Annotated in this window: 1 protein-coding gene; it reads right to left on the reverse strand. The window is 53.3% G+C overall.

Going from position 1 to position 22,905, the window contains the following annotated elements:
- Nucleotides 1–108: 108 nt before the first annotated feature.
- Nucleotides 109–22,494 (reverse strand): autotransporter-associated beta strand repeat-containing protein, encoded by a 22,386-nt coding sequence (locus HNQ64_RS20990; protein ID WP_184212439.1) that lies wholly within the window; start codon nt 22,492–22,494, stop codon nt 109–111.
- Between the last annotated feature and the right edge of the window lie 411 nt (nt 22,495–22,905).

Genomic DNA, 22,905 nt, shown 5'->3' on the forward strand with positions numbered 1-22,905 from the left:
ATCCACATGATGGCGCAGAGTCACCCGAGCATGCAAGAGACATCATCACCGAATGAAAAACCCCCACTCTTGCGAGTGAGGGCCTTTCAAACCTTCATGAAAGATGAATTACATGGAACGACGGCGGCGCAGCCCCAGAACCATGAAGGCAAAGAGCAACAACATGACACGGCTTGGCTCAGGAATGACCACCAAGATGCCTGCGGTGCTGAACAAGCTGGTATCCCAGAACAGGTTATTACCCAGAGTTGGAAGAAGCAGGCTATCCACAGAACCAGGATTGAAGGTGCCGACGCCGCCCGAATCACGAACACCCAGAGTGTTCCAGTCGAAGAGGTTGAAGATGTCCCCGAAAGTGTAGTTCGTGTAGCCATCTGCAGTCACAGCCACCGTTGGTGAGCCAGTGGTGCCATCCGTTAGGTTCAGGGCTCCCGTAACACTGATGAAATCATGATTCCGTGTGCCTGAAGCCTGAGCGGTATTCCAGAGTGCACGCTCTGCGGGTGACAAAACGTTGTTGTAATAGTCGAGCGCTGAAATCGGTGACAATTCGTATGCCGCCGTGTAGCCAGCGGAGTTCAGCGTTGGCATGGAGACATTCATGCGGATCTGACCGCCTGTGGTTCCACCAATCACAGTCCCGAGAGTGCCTGTGATGCTCAGATTGCCATTCCGATCAACAGCAAGCATTGCCGTGGAATCACCAGGGGAAAGAATCCCGCCGCTAGCGATAGTGGTATTACCCCCAAGAGTGCCGGTGCCCGCCAGTGTCGCGCCGCTGGCGACAGAGATGGCACCAGAACCCGTGCTTGCATTCAACACCGTGTTATTGCCGATCTGAAGCAAACCCGCATTCACCGTGGTGGTGCCTGTGTAGGTGCTGCTGCCAGTCAAAATCCAGGTACCTGCACCAGCTTTGACCAGGGAAGTTGCACCACTACCGTTGTTACCCAGCGGAGCTGCAAAGACGTTGGCCGCAGCGTTGATCCCACCTAAAGTAAAGCTGCGAGCAGTATTTGTTCCTGCCAGAGTTGGGGCCGCTGTGTTGGTGAAGTTCACCGCCCCTGTTCCAGAAGACTCAATGGTTGCACCTGTCGTGCCGATGGTGAAGCTGCGATTGGTGCTATCACCTGCCCCAATGTATCGAACGGTGCTACCGTTGATCACCAAGTTGGCTGCGGCATTGGTCGAGTTACCGATGCTGCTGGCAGAACCGCCATTGTCGAGTTTCGTTACTTCGAGCACGCCAGCATTCACGGTGGTGGTGCCTGTGTAATCACTGACGGAACCAGTCAGAGACAGCGTGCCAGCCCCGGCTTTCACAAGAGCCAAGCGGCTGCTAGTCGCGGCAGTGTCATTGTCTGTAAGGACACCTGCGAAGGTGCTGTTGTTCGCGTCACCGACGGTCAGCGTCTTGGTGCTGTTAGCAGAGTTGGTGATGAAACCTGCCCCACTGATGTTAGCCAGGGTTTGATCAAAGTTATTCAGATCATAACCTGCACCTGCACTGACAGCAACGGCGCTAGTCACAGGGACGGCGTTGTTCACACCATTGCGGAGAATACCGCCGATCACTGCCACGCCTGCACCCCCGAAGGTATTGCCAGCACTGGAAAGAATCAACGTACCAGCACCTGATTTAGTAAGCGCTGTTCCCGTTGCCGTGCTCGTGATCGCACCGCTGATAGTTGCGGTAACGGCAGGGCTTGTGACAGCCAAGTTGCGTCCAGCAGCACCTAAGTTCATCGCACCAGAGAGCGTCAGGTTATTGCCTACCAGCGTGCCACCGAAGGTAAAGTCACCATTCACAGTGGTCATGTTACCAATTGTGCGTGCAGTGCCATCGCTCAAGAGAGCCGTGCCACCTTCGATCGTCAGGGTGCCCGTTCCCACTGGACCATTGGTCACTGCTGGAAGGGTACCAGTAGTGCTGTTACCAAAGATCAGACTGCCTTGATTGAGGTTGAAGCCAGTGGTGAAGGTATTTGCACCGCTGAGAGCCAAGGCACCGGCTCCAGTTTTGGTCAGCGTCAGGAAACCGCCCGTACCATTGATCGGGGCCGTGATATTCAGGCCCGTCTCAGCCAGGCCCGCATTCACGGTGATGACTGGATTTGGATGGCTGAAGGTCAGGGCGCTGTTAGCTGCGGCACTTGTAGCGGCAGCAATCGTTGGCGTCGTTGCAAGGCTATTGTTGATCGAGGTGAGCGGTGTTGCGGAGGAGAGCACGATCGTGCTCAGAGCTGTCGGTGCACCGAAGTTCAAACCAGGGTTGGCGGTCCCACCCTCATTATTGAAGGTCAGGCTAGACAAGGTCTGGCTAGTCGTCGCGGTGTAGGCAAAGAGGTTCAAGGAGCCCCCACCATTCAGCGTGACATTGCTTGTAGGAGCGATCTGGCCCACAGTCGCGTTGCCTAGGGTGACGCCCGCATTCGTGATCGCCAGGTCGCCAGGGATCGCGATGAAGCTAGGGTTCGCCAACAAGGTCGTCGAGCCACCATTGATGAAGGTGCCACCTGTGTAGGTATTGGATGCAAACTGAGGACGCAGGCTCAATACGCCGGGACCATTCGAGATCAGCGCCGAGCTACCCACAATCGCAGGCTGGATTGCCGTCGTGCTCTGGTTGATGTAGAAATACAGATCTGCTCCTGTACCCGTGATGGTATTAGTCGCATCCGTCGCAGTCAGCGTAATGCCTACGTTCGCGTTGGTGATCAGACCCACATTCAGAGACAAGGTAGCGCCCGAGTTGAAGGTGAAGTTCGTGGTGGCTGTTTGACCGCCGATGCGCCAGGAGTTCGCCACTCTTGCACCCGTGGTCAATGTTCGGGCTGTAGCACCATCGCTGTAGTTGCCTGTAGCTACGGTCGTAACACTGACGTCCGATCCAGTGAAAGCTGGAGCAACAAAGCCACCATAGCTGTTCCCCATGGCAACTACGCCGAAGGTATCGGAATAAGTAGCAAACGCGCTGCCATCAGCCACGGCCCAACCACCGATCAGGTTATTCACCAAGTTAGCAGAGCTGAATGCAGCACCGTTCAATTGGTTAATCATGATATTGCCATTAGTGGTCAGCCCCTGCCCGCCCAGTGTGTTAGAGCCACTGCTGTTATTGGTAGTGAATCCATTGAAGTTCACGCCGCTGCGGTTGGTTGGATTGCGGACCAGATTGCCGATGGTCAGCTTCACGGTGCTGCCAGAGCTGATGTAGGGCAATGTCGCAATCGTGTTCTGACCGCCTGCGATCGTGACGGAGTTCAGAGAAACCGTCGTATCCGTGGAACCCGCACCATTGATGCTGAAAGAACCACCTTGAAGGGTCACTGGCACTGTCGCTGCAAAACGAGTCGGATTCAGGTTTCCTGCCACATTGAGGCCATAGTTATCCCAGAGCAATGCGCCGTAGTTGACGTTCAGAGCAGAGGTCCCTGTCAAAGCACCGGAGTCACGAAGTTGGAGAGTGCCCCCGCGGATGGTTGTAGCGCCGGTGTAGGCACTTTCGTTGGTAAGCAAGGTGGTGGAGTTACCCGCACGAGTGAAAGCAATGTTACCATTGATCTGGCCACTGAAAGTGCCACCGCCCGTGCTGGTGAGGCTGGAGGCAGCCCCACTGTTGTTGATCACAGCATTCGAGGTTGGGAAGGCATTGTTGTTACTGATCGTGCCAAAGACCTGGCTGCTGCCGTTCAATTCAAGCGTGCCAGAATTGACCTGAAGAGCATTCACGGTCGCAGCTCCCTGAGTAGGGGAGACCACGATGGATCTGTCTCCGCCATTCAGATTCACGGTGCCGCCACTGACGACCAAGCCACCGGTGAAGTAAGTGGCTCGGTTCAGGTTCAGCGTACCACCATCAGCCTTATCCAGACCACCTGTGCTGCCGATGCCGACAAAGCTATTCGCATTGAACACGGCATTACCCACCGTGTGGAGTTTGATCGTCGTGCCACCGTTACCTGCCAAAGAGCCGATAGAAGTTGTTACTGTGCTGTCATTCAGCGCCAGAAGACCTGCGACGTTCAGAGACTGCGTGAGCAGCGTGCCGCCTGGCCCGTAAGAACCGAAAGCGGTCGCATCCAAGCCGGACAGGAGATTCGCAACACCGCTGAGGGTGAGGCTATTCGCGTTCGTATTGGCGCGGATGACTGCATCGCTGTTGAGGATACCCGCGTTCTGAGCCGTAACCCAGGTGGTTGGGGTGGTATTCAACTCAGCGGTCGTCAAAGCACGCACACGGTTGGTGTTTACCGAGTCACGCACCAGGAAGCCAGTGCCAAGCCCAGTCGCAGAAGAATCCACCAGGATGTCTGGACGGATGGACATGTTCGTAGAGTTGTTAGCTCCGCCGCCTTGACCGCCTTGGAATGCAGCGTTGGTCAGAGTCAAAGTAGAAGCACCATTGCCAGCTACGGTGCTAATCCCACGAATGAGTCCAGTTCCGCTAGTGTTGGGGTTTCCAAGAGTCACGACCGTCACGTTCAGAGGCTGGGCCACATCTGGGGTCAAATTCACCACGCCCATACCGTTCTGGAAGGTGAGGTTATTGATCGCCTCGGTGGTGGTGGTGGTGCCGTTACCGATGATTTCAAAGGCTCCACCCTGCATCGTGACCTGGCCCGCCGTGCCATTCAGACTCAAGCGATTGTTCACATTTGAGAGCGTGTTATCGAGAGTCAGCTTACCGTTAGTATTGACGATGAAGGAAACCGCTGATGTCGGAGCCGTCGCCGTTGGGACAGAAACAAAGGCTTTGCCGGCACCGCTGTAGGTGATGCCACCACCACTCACGGTGATGCTACCCGAGGACCCAGTGGTCGCGTTCTGAACAGAATCAAAGGTCAGCACCCCGGTGCCCACTTTATTGATGTTAACCGCGTTTGGAGCAGCGGCATTGAAGCGGCTGAACTGACCGGAAAAGGTTGAATCTGTGTTGTCAAAACCCACCGTCAAAGTCGGCGTGCCAGTGTAGCTAAAGATCTCGCCGCTACCTTCCAAGGATCCCCAAGCTGTGCTTGCACCAGACAAATCATAGCGGGTGCCTGCATTCAGAGCCAGACGAGCAAAGCGAGAACCCGTGTTTGTCGTGCCGTTTCTCAAGCCGCCAGACACCACAGTCAGCTTCCCAGTGAAGATTTGCTGCGCACCCAGTTGCAGGACCCCGTTACCCGTCTTGTTGATACCGCCGGAGGAACCGACGATGCCCTGAACGATAAGAGCGGCCTGAAGCGGCGATACATCGGTCACTCCATTGGCGCTGATCGGAGCCACGTTAATCGTATTGACGGAGGTGCCGAAGTCGATCCGGCCCGCCAGAATGTTTGTGGTTCCCACATTGGAGGAAGTAGCGACCACACCGGCAGAACCGATGGTCAGCACTCCCACGGAACCTGCTCCGGTAGATGAAGTTGTCGAAAAGGACTGCACCGTTGGGTTTCCAGTTCCACCCGTGTTATTGAAGACAAAACCCTGCTGGGTGTTGTTGCCAAAGTAATTCAACGTGCTGCTTCCATTGAGGGTAACAATGTTTCCTGTGGCGATCTGGCCGGCAGAATTATTCATGTTCACCGTCGCGCCATTCAGCACTAGACCATTGGCTGCAACCGTCGCCTGAGGCACAACAACTCCACCGGTTGCATGATTCAGGTTCAGTGTGCTTCCATGCACCACCGTGCCTCCCGTGTAGCTAGCATTAGGATTGACCAAATTGATCGCTCCACCCGAAGGAGTCAGCACGACACGCACAGAGGAACCGATGCCATTGGTGTTATCCACCAACCGTGAATTGATGGTGAGGGTGTTCGCACGGTTGTAGATATACAAGTCCGAGTTTGCAGATGGCGTCAACCCACCCGCAGTGATGCGTCCAGAATCCAGAGTTGCTCCAAAGTTCTGATTCGCGTTAGGCCCGATAAGACCGCCACTGACAATGTTCAGTGTATCCGTAGGCGTTGCAAAATTCAGGGCAATGTTGGAACCAGACAAGCTCAACGAGTAAATCGTAGATCCACCATTTGGAACCGTAGCGGTCGCATTGAAACGGACGTTGTCATTGCTGTCTGCACCGATGAAGGAATTATTAAAGTCGTACTGCGCAGCACCTGCCTGGTTGAGTGAGGCAAGCCCAAGCCCTGGAATGTAGGTCAAGAACTCATTCGCACTGCTGATGGCCCAGCCACCCACAATGTTATTTGTGAGGCCGCTACCATTTGCAGAGTAGGCCACCGACGTTGTAGCCACGCCATTCAGAGTGCCCACCGTTACGCGAGAGTTGCTGCCAATGGTGCCCAAGTTTGTCCCCTGAACAATCAAAGTCGCCGAGGATCCTGCGGGGCGAGACAGACTGGCCAAGCTGACATCGACTGAGTTGATGCCTGTGCCGCCGATCAATGGGTTGATCACGTTAAAGCCTTCAGCCACAGTAACGGCTCCAAGAACTTCCGAAGAAGCAGTCTGGGCGCGGCCCTGAATGGTCAGCGTGCCACCACGAATGGTAATGGTCGCAGAATCGTTCAAGCGATTTGCTAGGTTGATCGTGCTCGTGCCACTATCAAGCAACAGGGTCGCATAGTTCAACTCCAACGACGAAGTCCCACTGAAGGCAGCTTCATCGCGCAACGTCGTCGTGCCACCATTGATCAGGGTGCTGCCAATATAAGTCTGATTGCTGTAAAGTGTCAGAGTGTTCTGGCCAGAACGAGCAAAGTTAACATTACCCTGGATCGAGCCTGCAAAGCTGCGGCCTGCGTTGTCTTGGTTAACGAACAAGCTACCAGTTCCCGAGCTGCTTGTGACAATACCGCCGCCGTTGGCCACCACTGAGTCTCCGAAGAGAGAGAGAATCTGCTGAGAGTTACCATTCAAATCCAAGGTGCCGTTGTTCAGAGCCACAAAGTTATTGGTCTGGATGGCGTTCTTGGTGTTGGAACCCAGACGTAGGGTACCACCATTGATGACCAACTGGCCACTTATGGTATTGATCCCCAATCCAGCAAGTCCAGCCACAGAAGCAGTCGCAGGTGCCAGAGTCAGCATGCCTGCCCCCGCCTTCACAAAGCCGATGCTACCATTCGCCTGACCGTTACCGCCATTGATCGTTGAGTTGATCGTCAGGTCTCCCAAGGTCCAAATATTCAGAGGAGAAAATCCACTGGTCTGGTTGATGACACCACCCGTGATGACGGATGTGCTCCCACTCCGGACGAGGATACCACCGCTGCTCAAATTGAACAATACGCCATTGCTCAAGCTGAGTCCGGCATTTCCTTCGATTGTCACCGAGTTGGGTGTCACCCCGGTTGTCACTGCCGTTGAGCCACTGGTCAAGAGAACGTTGTTGTTCGCAGCGACGGTGTTATTGGCGCTATACTCATTCGCTGCCAGCGGACGTAAGATGGAAGTAGCCGTGCTTGCCGTGGCGAAAGAAGTACCATTACCGTTCGCTGTGGCATCAATCAGAGCCCAAGGAAGAATTCCTTTGGTCGAAGTTCCGGCAGCACCGCCCTGGCCTGCAAAGGTAAAGCCGGTGCCTCCCGTGGAAGCAATCGTGGCGACTCCGTTAGCTGCGGCTGCGCCTAGGCTGGTGCCACGGAAGAGGACGGAAGCGCCCGAAGGAGCTGTCCCAGAGTTCTGTGCAGTCGCTGGGTTATTAGCCTGGCCAGAGAATACCAAGTTTGAACCACCACCTGCACCAGCCGTCACGGTGATCACCGAGTAACCACGGCCAAAGGTTGGAGAGCCGAAGGTTTCTGTCGTGGTCGCGGCAGCATTGCCGATGAGGTTGAGGTTACCACCAGTAAGGTTGATCAAGCGGCTGGAGCCGAGACGGTTGTTCAAGTTGGTAGCCGTATTGTCCAGCGTCAAAGTAGCACGTGGGAGCACCAGGAAGTTGGTGCTGGTGCTCGAGAAGCTGCCTCCCCAAGTGCCGTTTCCATTGAACAAAACGGTACCCGCATTGACACGGAAGCCCGTGGCATCAGAGATCAGGACATTGTTGGCGTTGCCAATCGTCAATGTTCCATTGCCATACTTTTGGACGGCAAAGAAACCGGTCGCTCCGCTGCCAGCAGCCAGCGCAGTGCCGTTAATGTTGATGTTGCCTGCACCCGTGAACCAGAGTTGATGGTTCGCCAGAGTGTTTGTCACACCGCCAGTGATATTCAGTGTGCTACCCGCATCCGCACCAATCGCCGTATCCCAAGGCATGGAGATGGCACCCGCGTAAGTATTGACACCAGAAACGCTCTGCAACTGACCACCGAAGTTCAAACCACCTAACAACTGATTGGTCACACCCTGTGTGGTGAGAGGGTTGGAAATGGTGACATTATTTGCCAACTGGAGTGCCGCACCTACTGCACCAGAGTTCGGTGAAACCAAAATCGCACCAGAGCCCGCCGCGTTGTTATGACTGAGGCGAACTGCACCTGCATTGATATTCAGAGTGCCGGTCCAGCCCGTGTTGTCTGCAGCGATCTCCATCACGCCATTGTCAGCCTTGTGAAGGACATTGTTAAGGGCAGACAAATTGAACGGAGTCGTCAGCGTCATCACACTGCCCACTGTCACCTCAAAGCTATTATTAGCCTGAGCAAGATTGAAAGTGCGAGCAGTCGTGAAGGTACCAGTAGCGCGGAAGCCAACACCTGCGGAACCATCCACATTCAATGTCACAGTGTTCGATGCATTCCCCAAAGCCTGATCGGAATTGACGGAAAGAACACCGTTAAGGATGTCGATCGTCTGGCCAGCACCACCAAAAGTGTTCACCCCGTTGAGGGCAAGAGTTCCTGGACCAGATTTAATCAGGCCAAAAGTGCCAGCCCCATCATCAACTGCCCCTGTGAGATTAAGTCCCTGAACAACGTTGGAAGAGGTGGCGATGCCGACGGCAAAGTGGGCAGGGCCCGTCATGTTCGTGGCACCAGTGAACTCCAAGCCATAACCATTCTGGTTAGAAACACTGATGATGTTTCCAGGAATGGTCAGGCTGCTACGCTGCAGCATTTTGTTGCGCGCGTTCGGGGCTGATCCAGAGCGGTTGACCGTGATGGCGGTATCGCCCGTCAATGCGAGATTTCCCCCCAGAGCCAGAGACTCAAATGTCCCCAGGCCATTTCCGTCTCCCGTAAAGACCAATCCGCCTACAGCCTGAATGGTACCAGCATAGTTACCCACGACGAGGATCCCTAAACCAGACTTGTTGATGAAATCGCCAGCCAGCGATGGTGAAGCATCAGCGATGGTCACCGTGGTCTGCGGCGCCGTCACTGTGGCATTCCAAGTGGAAGGCAGCGTGGTGACACCGTTGAGAGTGATGTTATTCAGGCCATTGAAGACCGTGTCACCCAGGAAGGTGAAGTTGTTGGACACGGTCACCGCTGTGCTAGAGAGCAAGGAGGTATTAGCAGCCATCGTCACATTACCGGTACCTAAAGGCCCGGTAATGACAGTATCACCGATACCACTCGGAGTACTACTAGCACCAATGATGAGTCCACCACCGATGACATTGATGCCGCCAGCGAAAGTGCTCTGGCCGCCCAGTTGCAAGACACCAGCACCCGATTTCACGATGCCCCCATTCTGAATTACGGAGTTGATGGTCAGGCCAGACTGCCAAGGAGCCACATCTTTGCCATTCACCAAAGTCGCCGCCACGTTGACAGGGAAACTTCCAGACGCATTCAGGTCAATGATGCCGTTGCTAATCGTAGAGATGACACCAGCTGCGGTCGGGGTGGAGGAAATTCCACCAGTCAGGGTCAGGGTCCCTGTCGGATTCAGCGTTGGGCCACTGCCACCATTGCTGACGAAGTTGATGTTGGTCAGAGTGTTAGCCCCAGCAAGAGTAGCCACGGCACCACCGTTCATAGTCAGGACCTGGCTTGGAATGATGCCTCCTGCCGTCTGAGTAAAGGTGGCCTGATTGACGGTGATACCACCAGTGCCAAGACGGCCAGTCGCCCCGAGAACCAAGGTACCTTGATTGAGCACTGTGCCACCGGTGTAGGTGTTGATGCCGTTGAAGGTCATCACACTCGTTCCTGTATCACCAGAAGTTTTAACGACACGGACAGGACCCGTTCCGTTGTCGGTGATGGCAGCCCCGATAGAAACAGTGCGATTCGTTCCGGTAAAGTTGGCGTGTGTGATGTAAAAATCACCACCCACGTTCAGCAAACCACTGGTCAGATTGCCATTGTTGATCGCAAAGTTGACGTTGTCAGACTGTTGCGCCAGCAGCAAGCCACCACCCTGAATGGTCAGAGTCTTGCCATTCAAGTCCAAAGTGGTCGCCGCATTCTGGGAAGCGAAATTCAAGGTCCCCAAAGTGGTGTTCGCTGCCAGCACGGTGGTTCCGGTAGCGGTGAAGCGCACGTTGTCTGTTGGGAGAGGATTGGTGTTTAATCCGCTGCCGTCGTAGTTTGCCATACCTGCCTGACCCAATGCACTCACACCGTAAGTTGGGTCATAAGTAGCAAATTCGCGGTCCACGATCGCCCATGGCCCGATGATATTGTTGGTCAATGGCACGCCACCACTGAAGTAAATACGGTTTGCAGAGCCAATAACACCGAGAGACCCCAAAGCGTTAAAGCGAATGGTGGAGGAAGAATTGGCAGCACGAGTGAAGGTGCCGAAATCCAGTCGAGTGGTATTGATACCAGTGCCGCCTTGGTTGGTGAAGATGCTGTTATGACCATCCACAACGGTCAAGTTACCGAACACTTCAGAAACATCACTCTGACCACGGCCGTTGATCGTGATGTTACCAGCCATCAAGGTGATAGGCGCTGCATCATTGATGCGGTTCGTCAGGCTGTAGAGGTTACCATTTGTAAGTGTCAAGCTCCCACGGCTGACAGTGATGGCCGAGGTATTCGCCAGCGTGCCCTTATCAGCTACGCTTAGAGTGCCACCATTGACCAATGTTGCACCTGTATAGGTGTTCGCCTCTTGGAGGTTGAGAGTATTGGTGCCGGTTTTATTGAAATAAATGCTACCGGTGATCTGACCATTGAAGCTGGAGTTGCTATTGGTCACCAGCGTGGCTTCCGCACCGCTGTTGGTAACGGTGCCGCCGCTCAAGTCTGAATTTCCACCACCGCCAGAGCTCGCAAGGTTACCAATGTATTGGACCCCATTTTTGAGATCCACGGTAGCCCCCGAGTTCACTGTCAATGCGTTATTGAACAAAAGAGTGTTGGTCGTGTTGGGGTTCAAGTTCAGCGTGCCTGCATTGACCGTGGTCGTTCCGGAGTAATACTGCTGCTGATTGAAATTCAGGATACCGTTCAGTGACTTCGTTAACCCACCCGTTCCGCTGATACCACTCGTGATGTCCAAGCTGATGCCTGAAGCCACGTGCATGATGGCTTCCGTGCCAGCAAAAGCCAAGACTGGAACTGACAGGATCGCATTGCTACCCGTTCCATTCACCAAGATACCACCACTGGTGACAGTCAGCGTGGTCGGATTTAAACCCGCCAAACCACCGACGTTCAGGCTGCCTGCACCTGTGTTCAGGTTCAGCGCATTCAAGGTTTGGTTGCCTGTCAGAGAATTAGCGGTTGCAGGAGTAGCTCTGAAAGTTTGTGTAGCTGTCGCGCTCAAGATATTCGTCGTAGCAGCATAGCCTGTGAAGGTAGCCACGCCGTTAGCCCCGTAGGTGGCGAACTCATTGTTGTTCGTCAGCACACGAGCCAGAATCCCAGTGTTTGCCGGAGAGAGCGTAGGAGCGGTCGTGAACGTCAAACGGTTCGTTGCCGTGCCAAAGTTACCAATGAGGTTCAACGTCGAACCACCATTCTGCGTCAAAGAACCGAAGGTGATCGTCTGGCTACCACCTGTCACCATATTGATCGTGCTGGCACCTGAACTGATCTGAAGAGCACCTGTGGAGACGTGGCTAGAGCCTGCTGCATTCGGCACAGCCCGGAGCGTGCCGCCGAGAAGCTGCACCACTCGGTTACTGCCAAAACGATTGGCAGTGTTCGTCGCACTGTTGTCTAGAACGAGAGTACCATTTTGGTAAACTTGAGTCTGGAAGCCGCTTGTGCCCAACACACCATTTCCATTCAGGATAAGATTGCCACGATACACGCGCACTTCGCTGTCGGGCATGGCGTTGGCATTGGTCAGAGTCAGATCGCCAGCACCATATTTGAATACAAAGGAGTTACCAGGTGTCGCATTGGCGTTGTCCAAAGTGCCACCCAAATTCACATTCCCTGCACCCCCGATGTAAGCAATGACGTTACGGTTCGTGCCACCCGAAGTATGGTTGAAGGTGATGTTGCCGCTAAGAGTCAGCGTTGCCCCAGCATCTGCTCCAAAGCCAAAGTTACGAGAGGTGTTATCAGTGACGGTTGTGGCGTTCACCGTGATCGGGCTAGAGACGATGTTCGTCCCACTCAAGCTCTGGATCGCACCACCAGTGTTGATACCCGTGAGTGTTTGGTTATTACCCGTGACATCCACAGTGATTGCATTCGCCACCGTGATACCACCCTGAAGCTGTAATGCAGCGCCCACCGAATTGATGGTGATAGGGCCTGAGCCAAGTGAGGAGGCAAGCCCCGTTCTAACAGCACCACCTGAGATTGTCAGAGGACCACTCCAACCCGTGTTCGCAGCCGTCAAAAGAAGAGTGCCGCGATCTGCCTTGATGAGACCTGCGGAGGCACCTGCCCCAGCATTGAGGTCAAAGGCGCTGTTCAGGGTCAAAGTTTTACCCGTTACAACTTCAATGGCACGCAAGTTGGTCGTATTGGAGAGTTGAATAACGCGGGAGGTGCTGATGTCATCCGTCGCACGCAGGGTTGCTGTGCCAGTTTGTGGATTCAAGAGAACGAGATTTGCGGCATTGCCAAGTTGGCTATCGCTATCCACAGAAACAACGCCCTGGTTGATATTGACGTTGCCGGTGAAGTTGTTACCAGCATTGCCCAGAACCAATGTGCCAGCACCCGTCTTGACAAAACCAGTCCCGCTAAGAGCACCATCCAGATAGAGTCCCTGAGTGACGTTGGAAGCCGTCGCATTGGCCACGGTGAAGGCCGGAACACCACTCAAAGTCGCTGCCCCTGTGACGCGCAATCCATAGCCGTTGTTGTTGTTCACAATCAGGCCATTGCCGATGTTGCTAACGCTGGCAGGCACCAGAATTTTGTTCGCCGCATTCACAAATGGTCCATTAGCACCGGCACGGCCAATGTTGATCGTACCCACAATACCAGGGTTAAAGATTACATTGCCTAGAGCAATGGACTCAATGGTGGAATTGCCAACGTTTGGAGGATTACCGTCATGCAGGAGTGACACAGCATTCTGGTTACCGAGTGCAGCGGCATTGAAGTCGCCATTATAACCCGTTGCATTGAAGATCAAGGTTCCAAGCCCCGTCTTATTGAAGGATGTGATCGAACCGATGTTCGGGATATTCCCCAGCAGAGCCACTGTCAGAAGTGGGTTATTGATTTGAACGGTGGAAGCGCCGTTGGCCAAACCACTGATGTCACCGTTGAGTGTCAGCGTCCACGCGGTGTTTGCAGTGCTATCAAACAAGGGGGTTCCTGCAAATGTGACATCGTTACCGATGGTGCGGCTGCCATCCACCAGGAGGGTGGTGCCAGCAGCTGCACTGAGAGTACCACTACCGAGAGGACCACTGGTGATTCCCGTGCCACCATAAGTAGGTGAGCTGTTGCCGCTGATCAAAATTCCACCAGCAGCCAAATTGAGACCTCCTGTGAAGGTGCTCTGGCCGGAAACCTGAAGAACACCAGCACCCGTTTTGTTAATGGTTGCGCCCGGGCTCAAAATGGCCGCAGAAATGTTCAAGGTGGGAGAAATGCGTGTGATCGTATTTCCAAAAACTTGGATGCCAGGAGTATTGATCGTCTTGGTTCCCGTCCCAAGGTCCAGGAAGCCAGCGATGGTAGCCACCGTGGAAGGATTGTTTGAGGCAACCGTGATCGGCGTAGCATTCGATAGAGTCAAAATGCCGTTTGTGGTCACCGTTGGGTTGGTGGTGCCTCCGTTGTTATTGAAGTTGAGGCTGTCGAGCGTGTTATTGCCGACGAGAGTCAAAGCTGAACCTCCATTCAGGGTGACTGCGTTGCTGGATGCAATCTGCCCCGCATTGGTGTTCATGGTCAGGGTAGCTCCAGTCAGCGTGATGCCACCTGCGGGAATCACCGTGCCATTGCCATTAAGATTGACTGTTCCCTGGCTGACAAAAGTGCCGCCAGTGTAGGTATTGTTGGCAGTCAGGTTAAGCACACCGCCACCCGACTTGACTAAGCTAACCGAGTTACCGGCTCCGTTGTCTGCGATAACGGAGTTCACGATCAGGTTGCTCGTGCCAGCGGTGAAGGTAAGCGCCGTAGCGGTCGCTGTCGCTGGTCGGCTTAGAGTCACTTGAGTTGGGCTATCCACCGAAAGAATGAAAGTGCCGGCAGGAATGTTTGTTCCAGTGAAGGTCATGCCTGAAGCCAGACCAACCGTCGAGGACATCGTCACGACCTGAGAATTGATGGTGGTCGCCCCAGAAGGGATGACACCTACAGTTGTGAGTGTCTGGCCAGTCTGCTGGGTAGCATTCGTGCTCGTTTGGCTCACGGTCACTTGGTTGAGCGAGTCAATGGAGAGAATCGTCGTTCCCGCAGGGAAGTTGGCGTTGCTGACAGCCATACCCGGGCGAAGACCGAGCGTCGTAATGCCAGTAACGATGTTGCTCAGCGCAGGAATGGTGCCGCTGCCATAAGCTGGATTACCAGAGCTGTTGTTAAAGATCACCAACTCACGAAGACCACTGGTTTCAGTGCCACCTGCGGTCAGAATACCGCGATTAGCCAAGGTGCCGATACTCGTCTCGAATTGGTTATTGCTACGAAGAAGGCCACCATACTGAAGGTTCAGCACATCGGAGCCACTGCTAAACAAGATATTGTTCGCGGCATTACCAGCGAGTTTCAAAACACCTGTGGTGGTATTTCCTGTAAGGGTTGTGTTGACGAGGTACGTGGCCGGAATCTCGGTCAAATTGCCGATACCAAAGGTCGCATCATATCCAGTAAAACCACCTTGACCGACAATACCCACACCGCGTGCTGTGCTGTAAGCCGCATAATCTGTGCTGTTGGCAATCGCCCAGGCACCTAAGATCCCACTTCCAATGGCGGTCTGAGGCGAAGCGAAAACAATACGCGCATTGTTGCCCTGCTGCCCGAGCTGGGTGCCGGTGAAGTTCAGGGTTGTGCCAATATTTCTTGTCAGGCTAGCGATCGTCAAATCAGCCGAAGTAATCGTGCCACCGCCTGTATTGGAAGCAATCGAGTTAGCACCTTGAGCAAGCGTAATGGCACCGACGGTCTCTGTAGCTGCGGTGCTGAGGCGACCTGTGAAAGTCAATGTGCCGCTGCGAAGAGTGATCGGAGCTGTATCAGACAGACGATTATTGATAGAGGTCTGAATATTGTCATTGTTTGCCAGGAACAGAGTCGCGTGGTTGATGTCAATGGCCGAGGTATTCAGTAAGGTTGCGTCATCACGCAGGGTGGTGGTGCCGCCCATGAGCATCGTTGGCCCCGTGTAAGTTTGTGCCATTTCCAGAGTGAGTGTGTTGCCACCCACGCGAGCAAAGTTGATGTTGCCCATGATTTGGCCAGAGAAACCCGTGCTTCCACCTGCCATGTTGGTGAGGAATGAGGCATTAGCACCGCCGTTAAGAATGGTGCCGCCAGTGCCAGGAAGCCCACCAGGGCCACTGAGTTGGGCAATGTATTGGCTGTTGCCATTCAGGTCCAAGATCGCGCCGATATTCATCTGCAGGAGCTGGTTCGGGAAAAGGGTATTCAGCCCTGCATTCAGCTTCAACGTGCCGTTGAGGATGTTCTGAGTTCCTGAAATAAAACTAGGGGTATTGAGCTGAAGAGTGCCATCCAGTGCCTTGGCCCAGTTGCCAGTGCCAGTCAGAGAGCTATTCACTTCGAGAGTCGTGCCTGCATTCACTTGAATGAAACCAGTATTCCCAGCGAAAGCAATTTCAGGAATATTCAGCGTATTGTTGCCACCAGTGTTGAGGATGGCGCCAGAGGTCAACGTCAGCCTGTTGAGGGCAGCACCGCCGAGAGTAAGCCCCGTGCCATTGATTTTGAGAGCATTCAGTGTGCGGTTAGCCGTCGTGCTAATGCTTGCGGTCACATTCAGGGTATCCGTGGCGCCTGATGTGTTTAAATTATTGGCATTGTTGTAGGCCGTGAAAGGCACAACCCCGTTAGCTCCATAAGTGGCGAAATCACTGCCAAGGAAAACACGAGGTGCGATGCCCGTCGTTGCGGGGATCAGGGTTGGCGCTGCCGTGAAGATCACTTTATTGGTTGATCCCAAGCTCGGAATTCCGGTTAGATCTAAGGAAGAACCACTGTTTGCAAAGTTGACTGAAGCAAAGGTCAGCGTGTTCGGGCCAGAACCTGACATCGTGATCCAAGACTGGATGTTATTGATGGTCAATGCACCGAGAGTCTCAGAAGTTCCGTTGGCATCACCGATGAGATTCAAGATACCTCCGTTGAAGGTCACCGCACCAGTATCAGCCAAGCGCCCAGCCGCATTGTCTCCCAGCGTATTGTCTAGAGTCAGAGTGCCGCCAGCATTTAAAGTGACTGTTCCTGCATTCCAGGAGCCCCCAGCTACGGTGGAGAGAATGGTGTTGCCACGGCTTACCGTAAGCGCACCCGTAGCCAAGTTTGTGCCTGTCAGATTAAGAGTGCCAGTGCCAGCCATCTGCAAACCATTGGCCCCAGTCCCTGCGTTATAAGCACTGTTGATCAGCGTGTTGCCGGTGCCATAAAGTGTGAAGGTGGATGCAGCGCTGTTGGTAATGCCTCCAGAAATAATCAGCTCTGCTGGGCCCGTGAGATCGTTTTGCAGGTTTCGGCTGCCGTTAAGTGCGACACCACCACCGAAATCAATCGAATTGGTTCCTGCGACACGTGGAGGTGAAGCATTGATTTGAGTGGCGTTGGTGATTTTGTTCACGCCTACCAAACCACCAGAAACTCCAGTGGTGAGTGTACCGCCGTTGAAAGCAAAGGTCCCGGTGCCGAGTGCTCCCACTTTATTGAGAGCCAAAATGCCGTTCGAAAGAGTTGTCGTGCCCGAATAAGTATTGGGCGTGGCACCAGCCATGGTGAATGTAGCGTCGGGTGCAATGGCAATGTTCCATGCCGTGAGAACGCCCGAAGTTGCAGAGTTACGAATCACACCATTCCAGACAGTGGATCCGTAACCGCGAATGTTGACAGTGCGAGTGCCAGCCGTCTGATCGAAGTTAACAAAGTCGCCATTGATGGTGAGGAGTGATCCATTTTCCAAGTTGTTGCTCAAACCGGGAACATCATTAGCACCCGTTGCCTTGTAAATGTTGGCGTTGATCGTGATTGGAGCCGTGCCAGCAAACGTAGAAGACGTGTTGTTGTTCAGGATGATTGGCTGGCTCAGAGCCAACCCGCCCGTATTGGAGGAAAAAATCCCAGCGTTGGAAATCAATAAGCCACCGAATACCAATTCACCGCCGGCCGGGATGGTGCGCGCCGAGGAAAGGGTGAAGGAGCTAGAATTAGGAATCGTCGCAACCGTATCGCCGTAACTAATTCCAGGACCATTGACGTTCATACCAATAACGAGACTGCCCGTGGTTCCCGTAGCAAGGTTCACGGTCGCTGAGTTAGCCACTGCCTGGGAGGTAAGCCCTGTAGGTCCTGCTGTGCCCAAAGCCGCATTGCTAGCGATACCGAGGAGACCACCGTCAACGCGAGTTCCCCCTGTGTAAGTGTTATTGGCGTTCAGAATCCAAACACCACCACCGCCTTTGAGCAACCTCAGAGAACCGCCATTGTCAGCAAGGATGGAATTAACTGAGTTAGCATCCGTATTGGAGCCCTGCAATTCCAGAGTCTTGTTGCCACCCGTGGTGTTGACCGAACCAGCAGTATTATTCAAAAGGTTCATCAAGATGAGAGGCCCGCTGCCACTGGAATCAATACGGCGAGTGCCCGTGGTACCCACAATGTTGATCACACGCGTCGTGGTTTCTCCCGGACCAACGTACATGAGGTTGGTCGTAGTCGTGTTGCCAGGATTACCCAGCTCAATGACACCGCCACTCACATTCGTACCAAAGCTCGAAGAGGTGGCTCCTGCTGAACCAATCGAGGTAGCAAAAACGCTCTCCTGACGAATGATCGTTTTGCCAGAGTAAGTATTGGCATCTCCAAGAATCAGAGGGCCGCTACCGATTTTACCCAAACCAGCAGTGCCACTGATCACTCCATTTAAAGTCGCGTAATCGAGATTGGTTGTGCCGTTGTCATTGACCTGGATTTCCTTCCAGCCACCCGCAGTAATGGTCGCAGCAATTCCGCTTCCGGCGGCGGTGGCGTTTTGACTGATGTTGAATGTCGTCAGACCCGTGATCGCGGTGATGTAAGAGCCCGCAGGGATATTGGTACCCGTGATAGCTTGGCCGACCGTCAATCCATTGGTGTTACCTGTAGTGATGGTGATGCCACTGTTGGCATTCGTCGTGGTGATCGTGGGAGTCGCAGCAACACCGGCCACGCCCAAGCTGAAATCTCCATTGATGGTCACATCAGCCAAAGACGTCGCTGAATTGAGGAGCAGCACACCAGCACCCAAAAAGTTTGCCGTGGATCCCCAAACTGGATTTGCCAGAGACGTCCAGTTTACTGTCAAAGGCAGTTCACCAGCAGAGAAACCGCCGTTGCCATTCGCCACAAAACGGAATTGACCTGCCCCAGTTCCCAATGTGCGATTGAAGGTGCCTGTGCTTTCAAAAACACCGCCGCTCAACAGTAAATTACTAGCCGTCGGCAAAGACAAACCATCTTGAGCACGGAGTGCGCCCCCTGTGATGGTCGTAATGCCTGAATAACTGTTTGCATTGTTTCCCAAAATCCACAAACCACCGCCGGACTTCGTGAGGCTGAGGGCTTCATTGGCATTGGGGTTGTTTATAAGGCGGAGATTGATCTGGTTATCTCCTGTCGAGTCGCCCTGAAGGGTAAGAGTGCGAGTTCCCGTGCCGGAAAAGGCCACTGGAGCTGTATTGTTGAAGATCATCGTCGCATTGTTAGCTGCACGAGAAAGGTTGGGAGCACCATAGCTTCCTGAAGAATCCAGAGTGCCGTTACCAGCCAGCGTAAACAAACGGTTCGTGCTGACACTAGGCGTCTGAGTGGTCTGGTAAATCGTGCCCGTAGCGCCAGTGTATTGAAGAATACCTCCGTTGAATACAAGGCTTGCGGCGTTGGTGGCATCATTGCCAGCATCCCCGGTGCCAATACCGCTCGCCACACCGATATTTGCTAAAGAAGTGACAGCCAGAGTCCCGCCGAGAATGTGTAGAGGTCCGCTGAAAGTGTTAGCAGCGGTAAGCGAAAGAGTTCCCGTGCCAGCCTTCACAAAACTCAAAGCCGCAGAGCCGTCTTGGATAACACCCGTGAAATAGCCACTTGCATTGTTGTTGCCAACTCGAAGGGTTGCTGCCGTGGCTCCATTGTTGGTAATAACGCCAGCGCCGTTGAATCCGTTAACGGAGTTTGTCGTAGAAGCAGCCGTGCCGATGTTCACACCATTAAGGTCAAAAGTAGCGCCTTGACGGACAGTCAGCCCGATATTGGTAGCACCAAGAAGACCGCCAGCAGACATTTGAAGAGTTCCCTCATTCACCGTCACGGTGCCGGATTGATTGTTGGCCGCACTCAGAACCAAAGTCCCAAGACCATTTTTGGTCAGTCCACCCGTGGTGGTGTTTGTCATAGGAGCAGCCAAGTTCAGGATGTCACTGGAACCATCCACACGAACGACCAAGTCACCTGAACCAGCCGTGGTGACGCCTGTGCCTGTAATCGTTCCAGAACCACCTGTCTGGAGAATGCCCCCCGAAGTATTGGCACCGACATTGATGGTCAGAATTCCCGTCTGGTTAACCGTTTGGGAACCACCAATTTTCAAGGAACTGAGGCTAATGGCACCTGTTGTGGTCTCAGCAGAGACCAAATTGTGGGCACCTGGGGCGAGTTGAGTGCCGGCAATGACGAAACCATCGTCCATGCCGTACACGGGCGTAACCAAAAGACCATTGTTGGAACGCGCAAAATCAGCCCCATTGATGTAAATACGACCATTGCCTGGAAGGGTATTGGCAGCGGTGGTAGATAAACCTGCAATCGTCACCGATCCGGTGCCTGGAATCACATTCAACCCGGTACCCACGGAAGGTGCTGCAAGGCTGGCAAAGTTCAGTGCGGCAGTGCCACCAGCACCAGCGTTGACACGAATGGTTCCTGCGCCTGCCGATAGAGTCAATGCTCCCACGGTTTCAGTGCTTCCAGCACTTGCAGCCCCGTTGTATTCGAGAACACCACCCGCGACTTGGTTGAACGAATCCACGTTGAAAACAAAGGCTGCGGTATCTGGGAGAATATCAAAATTTCCAGACGCTTCTTGAAGTTTCAAAGTTCCTCCCGAGAGGGTCGTCGAACCTGTAAAAGTATTGTTTGCGGTAGGATTCAAAACCCAAGTGCCAGATCCGATTTTTTGCAGACTCGTCACAGATGCTGGCGTGCTGTTGATCGGAATGACAGTATTGACGGTATTGTCCGCAGTGCCGGAGCCACCTAAGACTAGGGTATGAGCGCCATTCACGGTATTGAGAATGGTGCCAGTCAGCGTCAAGGCACCACTGCCATTCGAATTGATGTAGATTGGCGCTGTGGTGGTGTTCAGAAGGATCGGACGATCTAAAGTAGCTGTTCCACCTGTGTAAGTTAGAGCTCCAGGAGTCGTCGTGGCATTGCCGATATTGATTTGGCTGGTCTGGCCAATCGCACCCACATTGCCAAAAGAAAGCGTGCCGCCATTGATGGTGGTCACCCCTTTGTAACTGCTGGCATTGCCGCCGATGATCAAGGTGCCCGTGCCGTTTTTCGTCACATTGTGAAGCGTAACTACGGGTGCCAGAATACTTCCAGTGACCGTTGTGTCTCCATTGCCGCCGATTGATAAAGTACGTGCTGTGCCATCGGATTGATTCCAAATATTGGCATCCAACAGCAATAGACCGTTTGAGTTGTTATTGATGGTTGTGCCGTTACTCCCGCCACCGCCGATCAATCCGTTGAGTCCTGTGAAAGACACACCGTATCCGTTCCGGCCTGAAATGTTAAACGTGTTGTTCGTATTGAACATACGAAGGTCTCCAAAGGTGACCATCTGATTGATGAGTAGCGAAGAACTATTCATCCCGCGTCCCACGAAAAGCCCGCCAGTCGTGTTGTCACGGATGAAAACGTTGCGATCCACGAAGCTGCCGGGAGTATCTGTGCGGACCTCTAAAGTGCCGTTGTTGATGTCCACGGATTGAGAGGTGGGGTTGATCCCCAAAGCACCGTTATCCCCAACACGAACCGTGCCGCTGTCAATTCTTAACGTTTGGGCATAGTTGTTGCTATTGTTTTGTAACCAAAGCGTAGTCGCCAGAATATTTCCAGATTTGACAAAACGATCCCCCGCTGTGTCCAAACCCGTGATTTGCCCACTGACAATCCAATTTCCATTGCCATAGAAAATGTTGCCTGCGCCTGCACCCAGATACACACCGCCGGTGACATTCGTGATGCCATGCGTTGCAAGAACTCGGCTCTCCGTAGCGCCCGATGCGATGGTGAGACCACCTGCGAGAGTGTTATTGCCGATGCTGATCAATGCAGCACTGGCATTGGCAGCGCCAGGACCACGACCAGCTACAGAAATTTCGCGATTGAGAGTCAGGCCAGCCCCAATTCCAGGCCCTGCAAGAATCAAACTTCCACCCGAGAAACCAGGATTGCCGGTGTTAGCAATACCCGTCACCGAAATGGCCGTGGTTCCCAATCCCAACTGCGCCGGATTCGTCACCACCAAATTGCCCGCCTCGACGGAAAGATCCCCAGTAAAGGCATTGCCATTATTCGTTAATACCAAAGTCCCATTGCCCGATTTGGTGAATCCCTTATTTCCAGCTAACAGGGAAGCGATCGTGGCCCGATCCCCAAAAGTGCCACGATTACCAACCTGAATGAACGGAGAATTGACTCCTGCTGCGGGCGCTAAAGTCAAAGTATTGCCTGTCAGCACATAACCACCGGAGGTGAAATTCAGCCCTCCTGCGGTAATGGCTTCTTGAAGCGTGAGTGTACCAGCAGCTCCTCCAAACACGGCTGTGTTTAGGGCGGCATTGTTCCAAGCCGCTCCGCTCCATTGTAGGGAAGACGTATCCCAATTACCGGTTCCCCCTACCCAATTTAAATTCGCACCCTGGAGTTGCATACTCCACAGGCTGAAAGTGCTGAGCATAAGGGTGGTCAACGGCGTCTTGAGATGACGACGCATCCACTGGAGACTGGGGCTCGATTTGGACATGGTGGTTGGTTGGGGGTCGGAATAATCCGAATTTTCGGGAATTAAGGCGCGAGTGAAACACAAAGGTAATTCCTATTCTATCAAAAAAAGGGTTTATTTATCATTTGCCGATTTACTCTCATTTTGGGCCAATTTGTCTTTAGCTGAATGCGCTTTTGCCCATCCTTAATGAATCGATTGCATGCACAAAATCTATTCACTACCTTTAATTTAAATAAGATGTTTATTTTTCAATTAGTAAAAAAACCAAAAACCAAAAAAAATGCGAGAGGACCGCTAAATTCATTTTCACAAAATCTTATTTTAATTAAGCTGTAATCTTATTTTTTATCATTAATGATAATCAAATTACTTATTATTAAATTCTTTTTAACCCACAATTAAATTTCACCCAAATCCGAACCAAGGCCC

This window comes from Prosthecobacter dejongeii (assembly GCF_014203045.1).
Classification (GTDB): Bacteria; Verrucomicrobiota; Verrucomicrobiia; order Verrucomicrobiales; family Verrucomicrobiaceae; genus Prosthecobacter; species Prosthecobacter dejongeii.

Bases quoted from the DNA above. Each gene is read 5' to 3' on its own strand.
- HNQ64_RS20990 (WP_184212439.1), bottom strand. From the start codon at position 22,494: ATGTCCAAATCGAGCCCCAGTCTCCAGTGGATGCGTCGTCATCTCAAG.